Source organism: Clostridioides sp. ZZV15-6388 (assembly GCF_020657755.1).
GTDB lineage: Bacteria > Bacillota > Clostridia > Peptostreptococcales > Peptostreptococcaceae > Clostridioides.
Window position 1 is genome coordinate 1 of sequence record NZ_JAGWCU010000003.1, and the last position, 19782, is coordinate 19782.

Consider the following 19782-nt stretch of genomic DNA (forward strand, 5'->3'; position numbering starts at 1 on the left):
TGGTTACAATAGCAGAGAGGATACACCTGTTCCCATTCCGAACACAGAAGTTAAGCTCTCTAGCGCTGATGGTACTTGGTGGGAAACTGCCTGGGAGAGTAGGACGTAGCCACGTAATCTTTTTTTGAGTAAATTTATAAAAAATAAAAAAGTTTTATTTTTTGTGTTTAGACATGGCAAATTTGGGACATAATATAATTGTAAAACTTAATAGCAAAAATAAATTACTCAATCTCCCCCACTTAAAGGCCTCTATCCCCCATAGAGGTCTTTTTTATTATGTCTAATTTTCTATATCCGTTATTTTATTTATTTTCATTCTATCTTATAGTCAGTATATTTATTTAAGTTTAGTATAATTTAACAGAAAATATATGTGATTTAACATTTATTTTAATAAATTTACTATATGTTCACTTTAACTTAATATATCCTTTACAAATAAAGAGTATTATTAATTTATAAGTAAATCGTATAACTAAACAAAGTATTTTGAGGAGGATAAAAAATGGCAGATATAAGACTAGAAAATGTCACAAAATCTTATGATAAAAAGAACACTGTTATAGAAAACTTGAACCTTACTATAGAAGATGGTTCTTTTACGGTATTGGTAGGCCCAAGTGGTTGTGGAAAATCTACTACACTAAGAATGATTGCTGGGCTTGAAGATATAACTTCAGGCAATTTGAAAATTGAAGAAAATGATATAACAAGAACTGATGCAAGTAAGAGAGATATAGCTATGGTATTTCAGAATTATGCATTATATCCGCATATGACTGTTAGAGAAAATATAGAATTTGGTCTAAAGAATAAAAAAGTTCCAAAAGAAAAAAGAGAAGAACTTATAACAGAGGTTATTGATATAGTTGGATTACAAGAATATTTAAATGTAAAGCCAGGAAATTTGTCTGGAGGACAAAGACAGAGAGTAGCATTAGCTAGAGCAATGGTTAAAAATCCAAAGGTATTTTTAATGGATGAACCATTATCAAATTTAGATGCAAAACTGAGAAATCAAATGAGGACAGAATTAATACAGTTACATCAAAAATTAAAATCTACATTTGTTTATGTAACTCATGACCAAGTCGAAGCAATGTCAATGGCGGATAAAATAGTTATAATGAACAAAGGAGAGATAATGCAAATAGGTTCTCCAAAAAAAATATATCAAGACCCTAAAAATTTGTTTGTGGCACAATTTATCGGAAATCCTTGTATGAACATATTAAATATGAAGGATAATATCAAACTTGGATTTAGGCCTGAAAAAGCTGTATTAGAAAGTATAAATATAGATATAAAAAATGATGATGCTTTTAATTTGCTTGGAAAGGTTATAACTAAAGAAGTATTAGGAAACGAAACTATATACTGTTTATCTGTTCTTGACAGTGAAGTAAGGGTTAAAACAGAAAACGATATATTTGATATAGGGAAAACTTTGAAAGTAAATGTATTAGAAAAGGATTTATATTATTTTAATAAAGATGGGCAAAGAATAAATGATATAAAAGAATGTAAGAATATGTATTCTAAAATCAAAGGAGATATTTATGAAAAAGCAATTTAATAAAGCATATTTGTACATAACACCTGCAATTATAGGAACTTTACTGTTTATAGTATATCCAATAATTAAGACAATATCGCTGAGTTTCAAATCAGGAAGTCTTCTTAGTTCAACTTTCGAAAATGTAGGATTAAATAATTACACAGAGCTTTTAAAAAATCCAGAGTTTATACAAACTATAACAAATACAGCAATTTATACTTTTTTTATGGTAATTATATCTATATCACTAGCTATAGTACTTGCTACTTGGTTAAACAAAAACTCTATAATACACAATTTAACACAAAGTATAATCTTTACACCACATGTAATTTCACTTGTATCTGTGGCCGTATTATGGCTTTGGATTATGGAACCTCAGTATGGTTTTTTAAACTGGGTACTGTCAGTATTACACTTACCAACATCAAAATGGCTTTCAAGTGAAAGTTCAGCATTGATGTCATTGATTTTAATAGGCATATGGAAAACTCTGGGATATAATATTTTAATAGTTTTATCAGGTCTTAAATCGATACCAAATTATATATATGAGGCATCTAAGCTAGACAATGCAAACAAGGTAACTAATTTCTTTAAGGTAACATTACCACTATTATCGCCAACAATATTTTTTCTCATGATAACAACAACAACAGCATCATTTCAAGTATTTGATGAAATAAGCATAATGACACAAGGTGGTCCATTAGGTTCAACCAACATGTTATCTTATTATATATATGAGTCTGGATTTATATATTACGATATAGGGCAAGCAAGTGCAGCAAGTATGTTTTTATTAGCTATAGTTATGATTGCTACATATGCTAATTTCAGACTATTATCAAAAAAAGTTCATTATCAATAAAGAAAAATATATATTATGAGGCGTATTAAGAAGGAGGACAAAATGGATATTATAAGACCTATTAAAAAAGATAAAGCTGATATAAAGAAAATAGTATCAAAATCAATAGAAGTATTAATTCTAGTACTTTTATCTGCAATATTTATATTCCCTTTTATATGGATGTTGTCGACATCTTTTAAAAACCCACAAGAAATGATGCAACTACCACCTACAATAATACCAAATGATATAGTACTAGGAAATTATACTACAGCATGGAATTCAGGGCCATTTTTTAGATATTTATTAAATAGTATCTTTGTGACAGGTAGTATTTTAATCATACAGTTTTTAGTGATGGTTCCTGCAGCTTATGCATTTTCTAAGATTAAATTTAGAGGTGAAAAGGTATTGTTTGGACTATTACTTATAGGACTTATGATTCCTCCACAAGTAACTTTTTTACCTGTATATATGATGATGAGTAAATTTGGATTTATAAATACATATGTGCCACTTATAATTCCATTTATGACATCTTCATTTGGTATATTTTTGCTTAGACAAAATTTTATGCAGATATCAGATGAGATTATTGAAGCAGCTAAATTAGACAATACTTCGGACTTAAAAATAATGTTTAAAATAATGGTTCCTATGGCAAAACCAGCAGTAATAACATTTATATTATTTAATTTTATATATCACTGGAATAACTATTTCTGGCCTTTAGTAATGACAAATACAGATGCAATAAGAACTTTACCAATCGGAGTAGCTCTTCTTAAATCTTCAGAAGGAATTACTGCATGGAATGTAATAATGGCAGGAAATATAATTTTAATTTTACCAATAATTCTTGTTTATATATTTGCAAATAAAAAAGTAAAAGAAGCTTTTATGTATTCAGGAATAAAATAAAAAGTCAAAAACTAAATTTGGAGGATGGAAATGAAGCTTAAAAGAAAATTAGCAACAGGATTAGCAATAACATTATTAGTAGGTTCTTTAGTTGGGTGTTCAAATTCTAATGACTCAAATACATCTAAAGGAGAAAAGACAGATAGCAATATTACAAAGATAGATTTCTGGGCACCTTTGGGTGGAACTAATGGTGAAACTGCACAAAAAATGGTTGACCAGTTTAATAGTGAGCATAAAGATATACAAGTGAATATGCTAAAACAAAAAGATTATTATGAAAATGCAACAAAATTACAAGCTGCATTAACTTCTAAAGACCAACCAGATGTAACATTATTAGAAATAACTCAAACAGGTACATTTGCATCAGCAGGAGCTTTAGTAGATATGAGTAAATACTTTGATAAGGCATACCAAGAAAGATTCTTTTCTGGTCTTCTAACAAATTCATATTATGAAAATAAATTTGTTGGGATGCCATTTAATAGAAGCACACCGATATTGTACATAAATAAAGATATGGCAGTTAAAGCAGGTCTTGACCCTTCAGGGCCAAAGTCATGGGAAGAACTTAAAACATATGCTAGTAAAATGACAAATAAATCAGAAGATACTTATGGATTTGAAACTCCAATAGATATTTGGTTCTATGAAGCTATGGTAATGCAAAGTGGAGGAGAAATAACTGATGGAAAAAAAGTAGCATTTAATAATGAAGCAGGTCAAGCACCAGTTAAATTCTGGCAAGATATGATGAAATCTGGAGTAATGAAAATGCCACCTGGTGAAGATTATAATGCTTGGGATGTAGCAAAGCAAGATTTTGTAAATGGTAAAGTTGGTATGATATTTACATCGACAGCAGATTTAGCAGGTCTTATGCAACAAACAGATGGTAAGTTTGAAATATCAACAGCATTTTTACCAAAAAATCAAAAATATGCAACTCCTACAGGTGGAGCAAACTTAGTTATGCTTGAAGGTGGAACAGATAAAGAAAAAGATGCAAGTGCAGAATTTATAGAATGGATGACTCAAACAGATAAAATAGTTCAATTTAGTTCATCAACAGGATATCTACCAACAACTGAAGATGCAACTAAATCAGAAAAATTACAAACATTGTATAAAGAAAAGCCACAATATAAAGTTGCAACTGACCAATTACAATATGCTGTTGCCCTTCCAATGCTAAATGGATATAAAGAAGCAACTGATAAGTTAATGGATGAGATTAAAAAAGGTCTTACTGATTTAAATGTGGCGCCAAAAGATGCAGTAAGTAAAGGAACTTCTGCAATGCAAGCAGTAATAGACAAGACTAATAAATAATTATAGAGATGTATAAAATGTTGATAAAATATTATTTTTAACATATATAGATTATAGCTTGATTGAAAGTATTCAATAATATATGAATGAAGAGGTAATGTAAATGACAAAAGTTATAGTATTATCAGTAGATTCTTTATTTGAAAAAGATTTAGAATTTGTAAAGAATCTGCCAAATTTTAAATCTATCTTAGAAAATTGTTCTATGGTGAAAAATATAAATTGTGTATATCCAACTTTAACATATCCTTGTCATACAAGTATGGTAACAGGGGTATATCCTAAAAAACATGGAATATATCATAATGAAAAATTTGACCCAAATAAAGAAAATAAAGATTGGTATTGGTATTCAAAAGATATAAAAGTAAAGACAATTATAGATGTAGCAAAGGAAAATAATTTGACCACTTCTAGTATCTTATGGCCTGTAATGGGTGCAAATCCAAATATAGATTATAACATTGCAGAGATATGGGCTCCTAATAGAGAAGATGACCCAAGAGAAACCTTTGAAAAAAGTTCAAGTAAGGTTATAATGGATAGTATTTATGATAGACATTGCCATTATATTGATTGGAAATTAGAGCCTAATATGGATTTATTTGGAGTAAATTGTGCGGTAGATGTAATAAAAGAATATAATCCAGATTTAATGTTAATACATCTAGCAACTTTGGACCATACACGACATAATCATGGTTTATTTAATGAAGAAGTAAATGAAGCCCTGAAAATGAATGATAAATGGTTAGGAGATATAATTCAGGCTACAAAGGATGCGGGTACATATGAAGATACCAATTTTATAATACTTGGAGACCATGGCCATCTTAGAGTTGATAAAGTCGTAAATCCAAATGTTTTACTTAAATCACATGGATTTATAACAGTAGAAAATGATGAAGTTAAGAATTTTGATGCCTATGTAAATTCATCAGGCATATCAGCACAGATAATAGTAAATAACTCAAATAGACTAGAAGAGTTGAGAGCATTGCTTGAAGAGTTTAAAGAAGAATTATTTATAGAGAATATATTTACCAGAGAAGAAGCATCCAATCTTGGACTTGAAGGCGATTTTGAACTGGTAATTGAAGGAATTGAAGGAATTTCATTTGGAAATGATTTAGAAGGAAATATTATAAAGGATTCCGATATAAAAGATTACAAGTTTGCTGTGGCTACACATGGTCATTTACCTACTAAGGGTAATAGACCTCCATTTATAGCTTTTGGACCTAAAATAAAAACAGGTGTAGTAGAGGAAGAAGGCGACTTAAGAGCTCATGCAGCAACTATATTAAAACTATTCAATTTGAAACTAGACGGAGTTGAAAAAGAAGCATTTGACTTCATTATATAAACTTGATAAAGTATTTATTTTCCATTACTTATAGACTTCTATTATAAAGATAGAAGTCTTTTTTTATATTTTAGATTTAAGTAAAATTTAAATGGGTAAAATATTTAAAATAACTGAAACAATTCTAGAAAGGTATGATATAATAATACATGTTAGGAACTAATGTTCGAAAAGAAGGAGTGATACTATGGATTTTAAACTAAAGTCAGACTTCAAACCAACAGGTGACCAACCAGAAGCTATTAAATCAATAGTGGATTCTATAAATAGAAATGAAAAATTTTCGACATTGTTAGGTGTAACGGGTTCAGGAAAAACATTCACAATGGCAAATATAATACAACAAGTTAAAAAACCTACCCTAATAATGGCTCATAATAAAACACTAGCAGCACAACTTTATAGTGAGTTTAAAGAATTTTTCCCAGACAATGCAGTTGAATATTTTGTAAGTTACTATGATTACTATCAACCAGAGGCATATGTAGCTCACAGTGACACTTATATAGAAAAAGATGCAAGTATAAATGACGAAATAGATAAACTTCGACATTCTGCTACAGCATCTATTTTAGAGAGAAGAGATACAATAATAATATCTTCAGTATCTTGTATATATGGTTTGGGTGACCCAAAAGATTATAAAGAACTTATGTTATCTATAAGACCTGGTATGCAAAGAGATAGAGATGATGTAATAAAAAAGTTAATAGAGATACAATATGAAAGAAATGATATAAATTTTACAAGAGGGACTTTTAGGGTTAGAGGGGATATATTAGAAATATTTCCAGCTAGTAATGATGAAAAAGCAATAAGAATAGAGTTTTTTGGTGATGAGATAGATAGAATAACAGAAATTGATTATGTAACAGGAAAGATTGTTGGGACAAGAAATCATGTTGTTATCTTCCCCGCATCTCACTATGTAACAACACCAGAAAGAATTGAAAACGCAATTGTTCAAATTGAAGATGAACTTCAACAACAAATCGAGAATTTTAAAGAAAATGATAGGCTTTTAGAAGCTCAAAGAATTGAGCAAAGAACAAAGTATGATATAGAAATGTTAAAGGAAATAGGATTTTGTCAGGGAATAGAAAACTATTCAAGACATATTACTGGAAGAGAAGAAGGAGAAAGACCATATACATTAATGGATTTCTTTCCAGATGATTATTTGATAATTGTGGATGAAGCACATGTTACTATTCCACAGGTAAGAGGAATGTATGCAGGAGATAGGTCAAGAAAAACTTCTCTTATAGAAAATGGATTCAGATTACCTTCTGCACTTGATAACAGACCACTAAATTTTCAAGAATTTGAAGGAAATATAAATCAAATGTTGTTTGTAAGTGCTACACCAGGTCCTTATGAAATTCAACATTCCGAAACTATAGCAGAACAAATAATAAGACCAACAGGTCTTTTAGATCCAATTATAGAAGTAAGACCTATAAATAATCAGATAGACAATTTGGTAGGAGAAATAACTAAAATAATAGAAAAAAATGAAAGAGTGCTTATAACCACTTTGACTAAAAAAATGAGTGAAGACTTAACTAATTACCTTAAAGAAATAGGAATAAAAGTTAAATATCTACATTCAGATATAGTTACATTAGAAAGAACAGAGATAATAAGAGATTTAAGACTAGGAAAATTTGATGTACTTGTAGGAATAAATTTACTTAGAGAAGGTCTAGATATACCAGAGGTTTCACTTATAGCGATTTTAGATGCAGATAAAGAAGGTTTCTTACGTTCCGAAACAGCGTTAATACAAACTATTGGACGTGCAGCTAGAAATGAAAATGGAAGAGTTATTATGTATGCTGATAGGATAACTGATTCAATGCAAAATGCTATTGATGAGACAAAAAGAAGAAGAGCTATACAGAATTTATATAATGAAGAACACAACATAACTCCTAAGACTATACAAAAAAGTGTAAGAGATAGTATAGAGGCAACTAAGGTAGCAGAGGAAGAAGTTGTATATGGAATAACTGATACAGATGATAAAGAAGAGATAAAAGATAATATAGAAAAATTAAAATCAGAGATGATGGAAGCTGCTCAAAACTTACAATTTGAGAGAGCGGCTGAATTAAGAGATAAGGTAAAACAGTTGGAAGAAAAATTGGAAAAATAGAAAGGTAAAAACAAGGTTATGGAAGATAAAATTATAATAAGAGGAGCAAAAGAGCATAATTTAAAAAATGTAGATTTAGATTTACCAAGAGATAAGTTTATAGTTTTTACAGGATTGTCTGGTTCTGGAAAGTCATCTTTGGCGTTTGATACGATATATGCAGAAGGCCAAAGAAGATATGTAGAGAGTTTGTCTGCTTATGCTAGACAGTTTTTAGGGCAAATGGAAAAGCCAAATGTAGAGTATATTGAAGGTTTATCACCAGCTATTTCAATAGACCAGAAGACTACTTCAAAGAATCCACGTTCTACAGTTGGAACAGTAACAGAAATATATGATTATTTGAGATTATTATTTGCAAGAGTAGGTGATGTGTATTGTCCTACTTGTGGTGAAAAAATAAGTCAAATGACTATTCAAGAAATAGTTGATAAAATGCTAGATTTTCCAGATAGAACTAAGCTACAAATACTTTCACCAATTGTTAGAGGTCAAAAAGGTACACATAAAAAGGTCTTAGATAATATTAAAAAAGAAGGATTTGTAAGAGTTAGAGTTGATGGCGAAAACTATGAAGTAAGTGATGATATTGTTTTAACTAAAAACCAAAAACACAGTATAGAAGTAGTAGTAGATAGAATAGTAGTTAAAGATGGAATAGAATCTAGACTTGCAGATTCAATTGAAACTGCGGTTAAACTATCTGATGGTCTTGTAATAGCTCAGATAATAGATGGAGAAGAGATTCTTTTCTCAACTAAATTTGCATGTCCAGAACATGGAATTGGTATAGAAGAATTATCTCCAAGAATGTTTTCATTTAATGCTCCCTTTGGTGCTTGTGATGTTTGTAATGGTCTTGGAGAAAGTAAAGAAGTTGACCCAGAACTAGTTGTACCAAATAAAGATTTATCAATAAAACAAGGTGCAGTGGCTGCATGGGGTTCAACAGGTGTCAACGACGATACTTATTATAGCAAAATGATAAAAAGTTTAGCAGAGCATTTTAATGTATCTTTGACAACTCCATTTAAAGATTTACCAGAAGGTTTTGTTCAAGAGTTACTTTATGGTAAGGATAATATAATGGTGGAGTTTGTTTATGAATCAAAATTTGGAGGAACTAGAAATTATAAATCATATTTTGAAGGCGTAGTAGTAAACTTAGAGAGAAGATACAAAGAAACTAACTCAGAGTATATGAGAGATAAAATTGAAGAGTATATGGCAGAAAGACCTTGTCCAAAATGTAAGGGATTGAGACTTAAAAAAGAGGTTTTATCTGTTTTAGTTGATGGAAAAAATATAATGGAAGTAACAAACTTATCTGTTAATGAATTGATAGATTTTATGGAAAATATAACTCTTACAGAAAAGCAAAGATTTATAGCTCATGAGATTATAAAAGAGATAAAGGGAAGAGCTAAGTTTTTAAGAGATGTTGGTCTTGATTATTTGAATTTATCAAGAAAAGCTGGAACACTTTCAGGAGGAGAAGCACAACGTATAAGGTTAGCAACTCAAATAGGTTCAGCATTAGTTGGAGTGTTATATGTGCTTGATGAGCCAAGTATAGGTCTTCATCAAAGAGATAATGACAGACTTATAGGCACTCTTAGACATCTAACAGATTTAGGAAATACTTTAATTGTCGTAGAACATGATGAAGATACAATGAGAGAAGCTGATTATGTCATAGATATTGGTCCTGGTGCAGGTATACATGGTGGTGAGATAGTTGCACAAGGGACTTTAGATGAAATAATAGAAAATGAAAACTCAATAACAGGTCAGTATTTAAGTGGAAAAAAACAAATATTAGTTCCTGAGACTACTAGAGAAGGAAATGGAAGTTTTATAGAAGTAGTCAAAGCATCAGAAAATAACCTAAAAAATATTGATGTAAAATTGCCATTAGGTAAGTTTACATGTATAACAGGTGTTTCAGGTTCTGGGAAAAGTACACTAATAAATGACATACTTTATAAAGGTGTTGCAAGTAAAGTAAATAGACTTAAACAAAGAGCTGGTAAGCACAAAGAAATAAAAGGAATTGAAAATATAGATAAGGTTATAAATATTGACCAAAGTCCAATTGGAAGAACACCTCGTTCAAATCCAGCCACTTATACAGGGGTATTTGACTTTATAAGGGATATCTTTGCAGCTACTAATGAAGCGAAAGCAAGAGGCTATAAAAAAGGAAGATTTAGTTTTAATGTAAAAGGTGGTAGATGTGAAGCTTGTAAAGGTGATGGAATAATAAAAATAGAGATGCACTTTCTACCAGATGTATATGTTCCTTGTGAAGTTTGCAAGGGTGAAAGATACAATAGGGAAACATTACAAGTAAAATACAAAGATAAAACTATATCTGATATACTAGATATGAATGTAGAAGAAGCTGTTGAGTTTTTTGAAAATATACCAAACATAAAAAGAAAGCTAGATACATTAATGGATGTAGGTCTTTCATATATTAAATTGGGACAGCCTTCAACTCAATTGTCTGGAGGAGAAGCACAACGTATAAAATTAGCATCAGAACTTAGTAAAAGACCAACAGGAAAGACTTTATATATATTAGATGAACCTACTACAGGACTTCATATGGCAGATGTAGATAAGTTAATTCACGTATTACAAAGATTAGCAGATACAGGAAATACAATTATAGTCATAGAACATAATCTAGATGTTATAAAGACTTGTGATTATGTAATAGACTTAGGGCCAGAGGGTGGAGATAAAGGTGGAACTATAGTTGCAACTGGAACACCAGAAGAAGTATCTAAAGTTGAAGGTTCTTATACAGGGCAATTTTTAAAGAAATATTTCTCTTAGGTTATACAAACTGTGTAAAATTTTAGCTGTAAATATATAAAAATAAATTGTAGATAATTACCAAACATAAAGTCCATATTGTTCTTCGTATTTGAGATTGCTTTTAAATCAATTATAGAAGATGATATGGACTTTAACTTGTGTATAGTGCTGGAAATTGAATAACTTTTTAATTTTCATATTTTAGGGTATAATTTTAATATAAAATTTAATGTTTTGGAGGACGAGATGTTTGATATACAAGACCACTTAAAAAAATTACCTTCTGAGCCTGGTGTATATTTAATGAAGGATAAATACAACCACATAATATATGTGGGAAAAGCTATATCTCTAAAAAATAGAGTAAGGCAGTATTTTCAATCTTCAAAAAACCATACATCTAAAGTCAAATCTATGGTTAAGAATATATATAAATTTGAATATATTATAACGGATTCAGAGTTGGAAGCATTAATACTTGAATGTAATTTAATAAAAAGATATAGACCAAAGTATAATGTGCTACTTAGGGATGATAAAACTTACCCATATATTAAAGTAACTACAAATGAAGATTATCCAAGAATTTTAAAGGTTAGAAGAGTGCTTAAAGATAAAGCAAAGTATTTTGGACCATATACCAATATAACTGCGGTAAATGATACTTTAGACCTTATAAATAGTACCTATCCAATAAGAAGCTGTAAAATAGATATAGAAAAAGCAATAAAAAATAAAACAAGACCTTGTCTAAACTTACACATAAATAAATGCGTGGGGCCTTGTACAGGAAATGTATCTAAAGAAGAATATGGAAAGATGATAGAAGAAATTATAATGTGTCTATCTGGGAAAGAAGAAAAGTTGATGGAGCTCTTAAAAGAAAAGATGAATGAGAGTTCTATGAATTTTAGATTTGAAGAAGCAGCTATATATAGAGATAAAATAAAGGGTCTTGAAGAAATGATACAAAAACAAAAAATAGATGCTACTGTAACCGATTTAAATCAGGATGTAGTTGCCATGGCAAGAGCTCATAATGAAGCCTGTGTACAAGTATTTTTTATTAGAAATGGTAAGATTGTTGGGAGAGAACACTTTATCCTAGAAGGGGTAATGGATAGTCCAAGAGCTTCTATATTAAGTTCATTTGTAAAACAATTTTACAATGAGCAAGAGTATATACCTAAAGAACTAATTATAGAAGATGAGATAGAAGACAGTTCTATATTAGAAGAATGGCTATCGTCTAAAAAAGGACAAAAAGTAACAATAAGAGTACCACAAAAAGGAGAGAAAAAAAGTCTAGTTGAAATGGTTAGAAAAAATGCAGTAGAGTACCTTGAAAAATTTTCTGATATGAACAAAAGAAAATATGAAAAAAGTATTGGAGCATTAGAAGAATTAAAACGATTGTTAAACTTAGAAAAATTGCCGATAAGAATAGAGTCTTTTGATATATCAAATATACAAGGAGTAGATTCAATTGGTTCTATGGTAGTCTATACAAATGCTAAAAAAGATAAAAAAGAGTATAGAAGATATAAAATAAAAACGGTTATTGGACCTAATGATTATGATTCTATGGCTGAAATTGTAGATAGAAGATTGAAACATGGGAATTTACCTGACCTTATATTGTTGGATGGAGGAAAGGGACAGGTTAGTGCTGTAAAAAAAGTATTAGAACTTAATGATGTAGACATAGCACTTTGGGGAATGTATAAAGACGATAAGCATAGAACTAAAGGGTTAATATGTAAAGAAAAAGAAATCGAGTTGGATAAAACAACTAGTTTATATAGATTTATTGCTAGTATACAAGAAGAAGTTCATAATTATGCAATAACATATCATAGAAGTCTAAGAAATAAAGCTTTGACAAAATCTATCTTAGATGATATACAAGGGATAGGTGAAAAAAGGAAAAAAGCACTACTGAGTCATTTTAAAGATGTAGAAGCTATAAAAGAAGCTACCTTTGAAGAACTTTTAGAAGTGGAAGGAATGAATAAAAGCATTGCAGAGAATGTTTATAATTTTTTTAGGAAGGAAGAAAATTAATGGAAACTAGCAATAAAGTATCAATAAGAGAAATAATAAAAGATTTAAAACTTAAAGTAGTATACATGCCTGATGATGTAGATTATTATGTCTACTCTCAAGATATAAATAGACCAGGTTTACAATTTGCAGGGTATTTTGATTACTTTGCATATGAGAGAATACAAATAGTTGGAAAGACAGAATATAATTTCTTTGGATTAATGGATAATGAAATTAGAGAAGAGGTACTAAATAGATTTTTTTCATATGAAATACCAGCTTTAATAATTTCTAGAGATTTAGAAATAAAGCCAGATGTAATAGAAAAGGCTAAAAAGTATAAGAGAATACTCTTAAGTACAAACAGAAATACAACTAGACTTATAAATAGATTATCAAATTATTTAGATAATAAGTTAGCACCACATACAACGATTCATGGAGTTTTAGTTGATATTTATGGTATAGGTGTTTTGATAAAGGGAGAGAGTAGTATAGGAAAGTCAGAAACAGCATTAGAATTAATTCAGAGAGGTAATAGATTAGTTGCAGATGATGCTGTAGAAATAAGAAAACTAGATGAAAGTATGTTGATGGGTCAGTCTCCTGAATTAATAAGACATTTCCTAGAGATAAGAGGAATAGGTATAATAGATGTCAGAAGCCTATACGGTGTAGGAGCTATCAAAAATTCTAAAATGATAGATTTAGTAGTACATTTAGAAGCTTGGGATGAAAATAAGTACTATGATAGACTTGGATTAGATAAAGAATATGAAGAAATACTTGGTGTTAATGTAGAGAAGTTAGTTGTTCCTGTCAAGCCTGGAAGAAATACTGCTATGATACTAGAAGTAGCAGCAATGAATTTTAGACAAAGAGGAATGGGGTATGATGCAGCTCAAGAATTTACTAAGAAACTATCAAAACTGATTGATACTAAATAATAGAAAATGTATATAAAATAAAGTTGTATAGAATATTTATAAAATATATATTATATAAACCGAGTTTAAATTAACGTTTAAAGTTATTAGATTAAATTTAATACTATATTTAAATTTATTATATGATAAGGAAGTTGGAGTCTTTATGGGAATAAACTATTTTAGTAAGCTTTTAGAAAGTACTACTGAAAAAGAATTGCTCTTAAATAAAAAATCAAATAATGTAAGTACAGCTAGGTTAATATCTTTTTTAATATTGATAGCAGGATTTGCTATTGGATTTTACAATAAAAATACAATAGGTATTTTTGTTGGAATTGTGGCATTGATTCTATTTATTTCACTTTTAGTTATTCATAATAAAATAAAAGATGAAGAATCGTATTTTAAGAGTAAGGGTAAAGTGCTAGATAAGTATGTTAAAAGATTTGGTGATGAGTGGAAAGAGTTCAAAATAGATGGCAAAGAGTATATACAAGAAGAAAATTCACAAGCAAAAGATTTAGACCTATTTGGAAGAGCATCACTATATCAGTATATTTGTGTGGCTAATACATCCTATGGAAAGCAGTCTTTAGCTAAGTCTTTATGGAATGAAAATCCAGACGATAAGATAATCTTAGAAAGACAAACAGCAGTAAAAGAGCTCTTATCAAAACAGGATTTTTCTATTCATATTCAGACATTAAGTAATATAATTGGTAAAGAGCAAAAAACCAACTCTGATGGAAGCATAGAGTCATTTATAGAGTATGGAGAAGATAAAAATGTATATATACCTAAGTGGATGCATATTTTTACTTGGGGTTTACCTACTGCAACAATACTATCTTTTATATTTTTTATATTAGGTTTTTTGCCTGTGTTACCTGTTTTTTTACTTTTTGTACTTCAGTTAGGATTTGGAGGTTTTGGACATACAAAGCTTATGCAGACCTTATCTCCATTATTCTCGTTTAGTAGAAGTATACAAGTATATGAAAAAATGTTTGAAGTTTTAGAGAAAGAGACATTCGAAAGCCCATATTTAAAAGAATTACAAGCAAAACTTTCTAAAGGTAATGGTGTTTCAAAAGGTATTAAACAATTGAACTCAATAGGTAATGCCGTAAACCTAAGATATAATCAAATAGTGTATATAGTTGCTTGTGGTGTTCTTATGTGGAATTATCACTGTGCAGAATCTCTAGAAAGATGGAAAGGTGTATATGGAAATCAAATTAGAGGATGGCTTGAATCTATTGGAGAGTTTGAAGCTTTAATAAGTTTAACTATTATTGGTCAAGTAAAGGAAAATACATGCTTTCCAATAATAAAAAATGAAAGTATTCCAAGGTTAGAAGTTGAAGAAGTATATCATCCATTAATAGCAGAGAAAAGTGTTGTAGCAAACTCAATAAAATTAAATTCTCAAACCTGCATCATTACAGGTTCAAATATGTCAGGGAAGACGACCTTTTTAAGAAGTATTGGTGTAAACCTAGTATTGGCGTATGCAGGTGCTCCTGTATGTGCTAAAAGTTTTGATGCAACAGGTATGGCTATATTTACATCTATGAGAATACAAGATGATGTAAGTCAAGGGATATCAACTTTTTATGCTGAAATTCTCAGAATAAAATCAATGATTCAATATAGCATAAAAGAATTACCTATGTTGGTTTTAGTTGATGAGATTTTTAAAGGAACTAACTCTGCTGATAGAATTATTGGAGCAAGTGAGGCAGTAAAGAAACTATCAAAGTCATGGGTTATAAGTATGGTTACAACACATGATTTTGAGTTATGTGACCTTTCAAGTGGTGGAGATGTAGAGATTGTAAACTACCATTTTTCAGAGTACTATGTTGATGATAAAATCTATTTTGACTATACCATAAAAGATGGAAGATGTAAGACTACAAATGCAAAACAGCTTATGAAAATGGCAGGAATACTTTAACCAAGATAAGTGTAGAAAAGTAGGTTATCTATGATTAAATTAGAAAGGATTGTATAAAGTACTTAAAAGCACTTTATACAATCCTTTTATTTGAGAATATTTTAGTTTTTTAATTTATTAAAATTTATTTAGCTTCTTCACAAGCACATTCTTTTGGACATTCTTCATAAATACAACTCTTATCAAAGTAATGAGTATGAAGGTATTTATGAGCTACATCGCTATTTGGATCTCCAAAGAAGTCTTTATAAATAGCTTGTAAGTCAGGATTTTCATGAGACTTACGAATAGCCTTGTTTCTATCTATTTCATATAATGCATTTGCACGTCTATCAATTATTTCAGTATTACCATGATGGTAAGGTTGACCAGCTCCTCCAACACATCCACCAGGACATGCCATAACTTCTATGATATGGTACTTACACTCTCCACTTCTAACCTTATCCATCATCTTTCTAGCATTTTTAAGTGTATTTACAATACATACATTAACTGTAGTTCCATCAACATCTATACTTGCTTCTCTGATTCCCTTAAGCCCTCTAACATTAGTAAAGTTTACATTATCTAAAGTTTTGTTAGTTATCTTTTCATATGAAGTACGTAGAGCAGCTTCTAAAACTCCACCACTTGCTCCAAATATAGAAGCAGCGCCAGTAGATTTTCCTAATGGATTGTCAAAATCCTGGTCTTGAAGATTAGGTAAATCGATAGCAGCTTCTTTTATCATCTTAGCTAGCTCTCTAGTAGTTATAGAAAGGTCAACATCTAATATTCCAGATTCACTTAATTCTTCTCTTGAAGCTTCATACTTCTTAGCTACACAAGGCATTACAGATACAACATAAAGGTCATCTGGATTAATTCCTAGTATTTTAGGTGCATAGTAGTTCTTAGCTATAGAACCAAACATACCTTGAGGAGATTTACAGCTAGATGCTAGATTTAATTGGTCTGGATAATTGTGTTCTAAGAAGTTTACCCATGCAGGGCAACAACTTGTTAATATAGGTAGATTTTCACCTTTTTGAATTCTTTCTATAAATTCAGTAGCTTCTTCCATTATAGTGAAGTCTGCACCGAAGTTTGTATCAAATACATGCTCAAATCCAAGTGCTTTTAAAGCAGCAACCATTTTTCCTGTAGATATTGAACCTGGCTCTAATCCAAACTCTTCACCAATAGCAACTCTTACAGCAGGAGCAACTTGTACTACTATAGTTTTTTCTTTTTTATTTAAAACATCCCATAGTTTAGGCACATTATCTACTTCTGTTAATGCTCCAGTTGGACAGACAGATATACATTGGCCACAGAATGTACACTCTGTTTCAACCATATCAGCGTTGAAAAATGTGCTAACTAAAGTATTAAATCCACGATTAACTCCAGATAATGCTCCTACTGTTTGGATATCATTACATACAGTTTCACATCTTCTGCATAATATACATTTAGAATGGTCTTTAACTAAAGATTTAGTAGAGGTATCTTTACCTGCAAAAGACTTAGAACCTTGATATCTTATCTTTCTTACTCCTAAATCAGCAGCTATAGTTTGTAATTCACAGTCTCCATTTTTTTCACATATAAAACAATCTTGTGGATGGTCTGATAATAGTAATTCAACAATAGTTCTACGAGCATTTAATGCTCTAGCGCTATTAGTTTGAACTCTCATACCTTCCTTTATAACTGTTCCACAAGCTGGAACTAAACCTCTCTCTGTCTCAACCATACAAACACGACAAGAAGCACAAGTGTCAAGCTTATCTATTTCATTCATATGTAAATGACAAAGGTTATGTATTTTTATATTTATTAGTTTTGCAGCATCTAAGATAGAAGTTCCACTAGGTGCTGAAACATGTTTGCCATTGATAGTTAAATTAACTAAACTCATTGTTATTCCTCCTCCAAATAAGTTATTTCTTGATTATAGCATTAAATGTACAATTATCTATACAAGCACCACATTTTAGACACTTAGAAGTATCTATTGCATGTTGTTCTTTAACAGAACCTGTTATACAACCAGCAGGACACACTCTAGAACATTTTGTACAACCCTTACAAGCATCTGTTATGAAGTAAGAAAGTAAGTTTTGACATTTGCCAGCAGGACATTTCTTATCTACAACATGAGCTATATACTCATCTTTAAAATATTGAAGAGTACTTAAAACAGGGTTTGGAGCAGCTTTACCAAGACCACATAATGAAGCAGTTTGTATAGTTTCAGCAAGGTTTTCTAGGTCGTCTAAATCTTGTAGAGTACCATTACCTTCTGTAATTTTAGTTAATATTTCTAATAATCTTGTAGTACCTATACGACAAGGTGTACATTTACCACAAGATTCTTCAACAGTAAACTCAAGGAAGAATTTGGCTATATCTACCATACAGTCAGATTCATCAAGAACAAGCATACCACCAGAGCCCATCATTGAGCCTATAGAGCTTAATGAACCAAAGTCTATAGGTATATCTAAATGCTCAGTTGGTATACATCCACCAGATGGTCCACCTGTTTGAACTGCCTTGAAGTTCTTACCTTCAGGAATTCCTCCACCAATTTCAAATACAATATCTCTTAAAGTAGTACCCATTGCAACCTCAACAAGACCTACATTTTCTACTTTTCCACCAAGAGCAAAAACTTTAGTACCACTAGAATCATCAGTACCTAAGTTAGCAAACCAGTCTCCACCCTTAAGTATGATTGCTGGAATATTAGCAAAAGTTTCAACATTGTTTAAGCAAGTAGGAGATTTCCATAATCCACTCTTAGAAGAACTATAAGTCTTCATTCTAGGTTCACCACGTCTACCTTCAATTGAATGCATTAAAGCTGTACCTTCACCACAAACGAAAGCTCCTGCACCATATTTTAATTCTAATTTGAAGTTAAATCCAGTACCTAAAATATTTTCACCAAGTAAGCCATGTGCTTCAGCTTGAGCTATAGCTACTTTTAGTCTTTCTATAGATTTTGGATATTCAGCTCTTATATATATGTATCCTGTATCAGAACCTATAGCATATCCACATATTGCCATAGCTTCTAGTACACTATGAGGGTCTCCTTCAAGTACAGATCTATCCATGAATGCACCAGGGTCTCCTTCATCAGCATTACAGACAACGAATTTTTTATCAGTTGGGCCAGCAGGATTCTTTGAAGCAGCTTCCCATTTAGAACCTGTAGGGAATCCAGCTCCTCCTCTACCACGAAGACCAGAAGTCTTTACTTCTGCAATAACTTCTTGAGGAGTAAGAGATGTTAAACATTTACCTAGAGCTAAATAACCATCATTAGCAATATAATCCTCTAAACTATCTGGGTCTATAAGCCCACAATTCTTTAGAGCTATACGTAATTGTTTTTTGTAGAAAGACATTTCTTCTTGTGCTTCTACTTTTTTACTTAAAGATTCTTCTTCATATAATAATTCCTCAACAACTGTATTTCTAATTAAGTGATTTTGAACTATCTTTTCAGCATCAGATGGTTCAACTTTCACATAGAAAACGTTATCAGGATAAACTTTTACGATAGGACCTTGAGCACAGAAACCAAAACAACCTGTTAAGCGAACATCAACTTTGTCTTGTATTCCTGATTTTTTTATTTCATTTTCTAACTCACTAACTATTTCCATACTGTTTGAAGATGTACATCCAGTATCACAACAAACAAGTAATTCTCTTCTTAATACATTTTCCTTAGAATAATTTTTTCTTAGGCTAAGACTAGGTTTTAGCTCATCAGCTAAAACTTTTAATTCATCAAATGAATTTACTTTACGCATTATTTATTCACC

The 19782-nt window shown here is 30.5% G+C and carries 12 protein-coding genes and 1 rRNA gene; 11 read left to right on the forward strand and 2 right to left on the reverse strand.

Annotated features, from left to right (window positions below; translation table 11 throughout):
- From rrf to KGF48_RS02835, 11 genes are all read left to right on the forward strand, one after another.
- Positions 1–115 (forward strand): 5S ribosomal RNA (gene rrf, locus KGF48_RS02785); the annotation flags it as partial.
- Positions 116–508: 393 nt separating this feature from the next.
- Entirely contained in the window at positions 509–1579 is a 1071-nt protein-coding gene (locus tag KGF48_RS02790) for an ATP-binding cassette domain-containing protein (protein ID WP_227840597.1), read from the forward strand.
- On the forward strand, positions 1563–2432 hold the full coding sequence (locus KGF48_RS02795; protein WP_227840596.1) for a carbohydrate ABC transporter permease: 870 nt from the start codon (positions 1563–1565) through the stop codon (positions 2430–2432). Before KGF48_RS02790 ends, KGF48_RS02795 begins: the two co-directional genes overlap by 17 nt.
- 42 nt (positions 2433–2474) lie before the next feature.
- The gene (locus tag KGF48_RS02800; protein ID WP_227840595.1) at positions 2475–3335 is read left to right on the forward strand and encodes a carbohydrate ABC transporter permease; all 861 of its coding nucleotides are present in this window, start codon (positions 2475–2477) and stop codon (positions 3333–3335) included.
- A gap of 30 nt (positions 3336–3365) precedes the next feature.
- Positions 3366–4670, forward strand: coding sequence for an extracellular solute-binding protein (locus KGF48_RS02805; RefSeq protein WP_227840594.1), 1305 nt, complete (start codon positions 3366–3368; stop codon positions 4668–4670).
- Between the two features lie 103 nt (positions 4671–4773).
- Positions 4774–6036: an ectonucleotide pyrophosphatase/phosphodiesterase gene (locus tag KGF48_RS02810; RefSeq protein ID WP_227840593.1), complete on the forward strand. Its 1263-nt coding sequence runs from the start codon at positions 4774–4776 to the stop codon at positions 6034–6036.
- A gap of 187 nt (positions 6037–6223) precedes the next feature.
- Complete coding sequence (gene uvrB / locus KGF48_RS02815; protein WP_227830041.1) at positions 6224–8194, forward strand: excinuclease ABC subunit UvrB; 1971 nt, start codon at positions 6224–6226, stop codon at positions 8192–8194.
- A gap of 18 nt (positions 8195–8212) precedes the next feature.
- A complete protein-coding gene (gene uvrA, locus KGF48_RS02820) occupies positions 8213–11038 on the forward strand; it encodes an excinuclease ABC subunit UvrA (RefSeq protein ID WP_227840592.1) in 2826 nt (941 codons plus the stop codon).
- Between the two features lie 228 nt (positions 11039–11266).
- Positions 11267–13084: an excinuclease ABC subunit UvrC gene (gene uvrC, locus KGF48_RS02825; RefSeq protein ID WP_227840591.1), complete on the forward strand. Its 1818-nt coding sequence runs from the start codon at positions 11267–11269 to the stop codon at positions 13082–13084.
- On the forward strand, positions 13084–14013 hold the full coding sequence (hprK, locus tag KGF48_RS02830) for an HPr(Ser) kinase/phosphatase (protein WP_227435572.1): 930 nt from the start codon (positions 13084–13086) through the stop codon (positions 14011–14013). The genes uvrC and hprK overlap by 1 nt, the downstream gene beginning before the upstream one ends.
- 145 nt (positions 14014–14158) lie before the next feature.
- Positions 14159–15955 (forward strand): MutS-related protein, encoded by a 1797-nt coding sequence (locus KGF48_RS02835; RefSeq protein WP_227840590.1) that lies wholly within the window; start codon positions 14159–14161, stop codon positions 15953–15955.
- A gap of 124 nt (positions 15956–16079) precedes the next feature.
- On the opposite strand, the gene KGF48_RS02840 is transcribed toward KGF48_RS02835, so the two are convergent.
- The gene (locus tag KGF48_RS02840; protein ID WP_227830037.1) at positions 16080–17861 is read right to left on the reverse strand and encodes an NADH-dependent [FeFe] hydrogenase, group A6; all 1782 of its coding nucleotides are present in this window, start codon (positions 17859–17861) and stop codon (positions 16080–16082) included.
- A 22-nt stretch (positions 17862–17883) separates the two neighbouring features.
- On the reverse strand, positions 17884–19770 hold the full coding sequence (locus tag KGF48_RS02845) for an NADH-quinone oxidoreductase subunit NuoF (RefSeq protein ID WP_227840589.1): 1887 nt from the start codon (positions 19768–19770) through the stop codon (positions 17884–17886).
- Positions 19771–19782 lie beyond the last annotated feature (12 nt).

Bases quoted from the DNA above. Each gene is read 5' to 3' on its own strand.
- KGF48_RS02790 (WP_227840597.1), top strand. From the start codon at position 509: ATGGCAGATATAAGACTAGAAAATGTCACAAAATCTTATGATAAAAAG.
- KGF48_RS02795 (WP_227840596.1), top strand. From the start codon at position 1,563: ATGAAAAAGCAATTTAATAAAGCATATTTGTACATAACACCTGCAATT.
- KGF48_RS02800 (WP_227840595.1), top strand. From the start codon at position 2,475: ATGGATATTATAAGACCTATTAAAAAAGATAAAGCTGATATAAAGAAA.
- KGF48_RS02805 (WP_227840594.1), top strand. From the start codon at position 3,366: ATGAAGCTTAAAAGAAAATTAGCAACAGGATTAGCAATAACATTATTA.
- KGF48_RS02810 (WP_227840593.1), top strand. From the start codon at position 4,774: ATGACAAAAGTTATAGTATTATCAGTAGATTCTTTATTTGAAAAAGAT.
- uvrB (WP_227830041.1), top strand. From the start codon at position 6,224: ATGGATTTTAAACTAAAGTCAGACTTCAAACCAACAGGTGACCAACCA.
- uvrA (WP_227840592.1), top strand. From the start codon at position 8,213: ATGGAAGATAAAATTATAATAAGAGGAGCAAAAGAGCATAATTTAAAA.
- uvrC (WP_227840591.1), top strand. From the start codon at position 11,267: ATGTTTGATATACAAGACCACTTAAAAAAATTACCTTCTGAGCCTGGT.
- hprK (WP_227435572.1), top strand. From the start codon at position 13,084: ATGGAAACTAGCAATAAAGTATCAATAAGAGAAATAATAAAAGATTTA.
- KGF48_RS02835 (WP_227840590.1), top strand. From the start codon at position 14,159: ATGGGAATAAACTATTTTAGTAAGCTTTTAGAAAGTACTACTGAAAAA.
- KGF48_RS02840 (WP_227830037.1), bottom strand. From the start codon at position 17,861: ATGAGTTTAGTTAATTTAACTATCAATGGCAAACATGTTTCAGCACCT.
- KGF48_RS02845 (WP_227840589.1), bottom strand. From the start codon at position 19,770: ATGCGTAAAGTAAATTCATTTGATGAATTAAAAGTTTTAGCTGATGAG.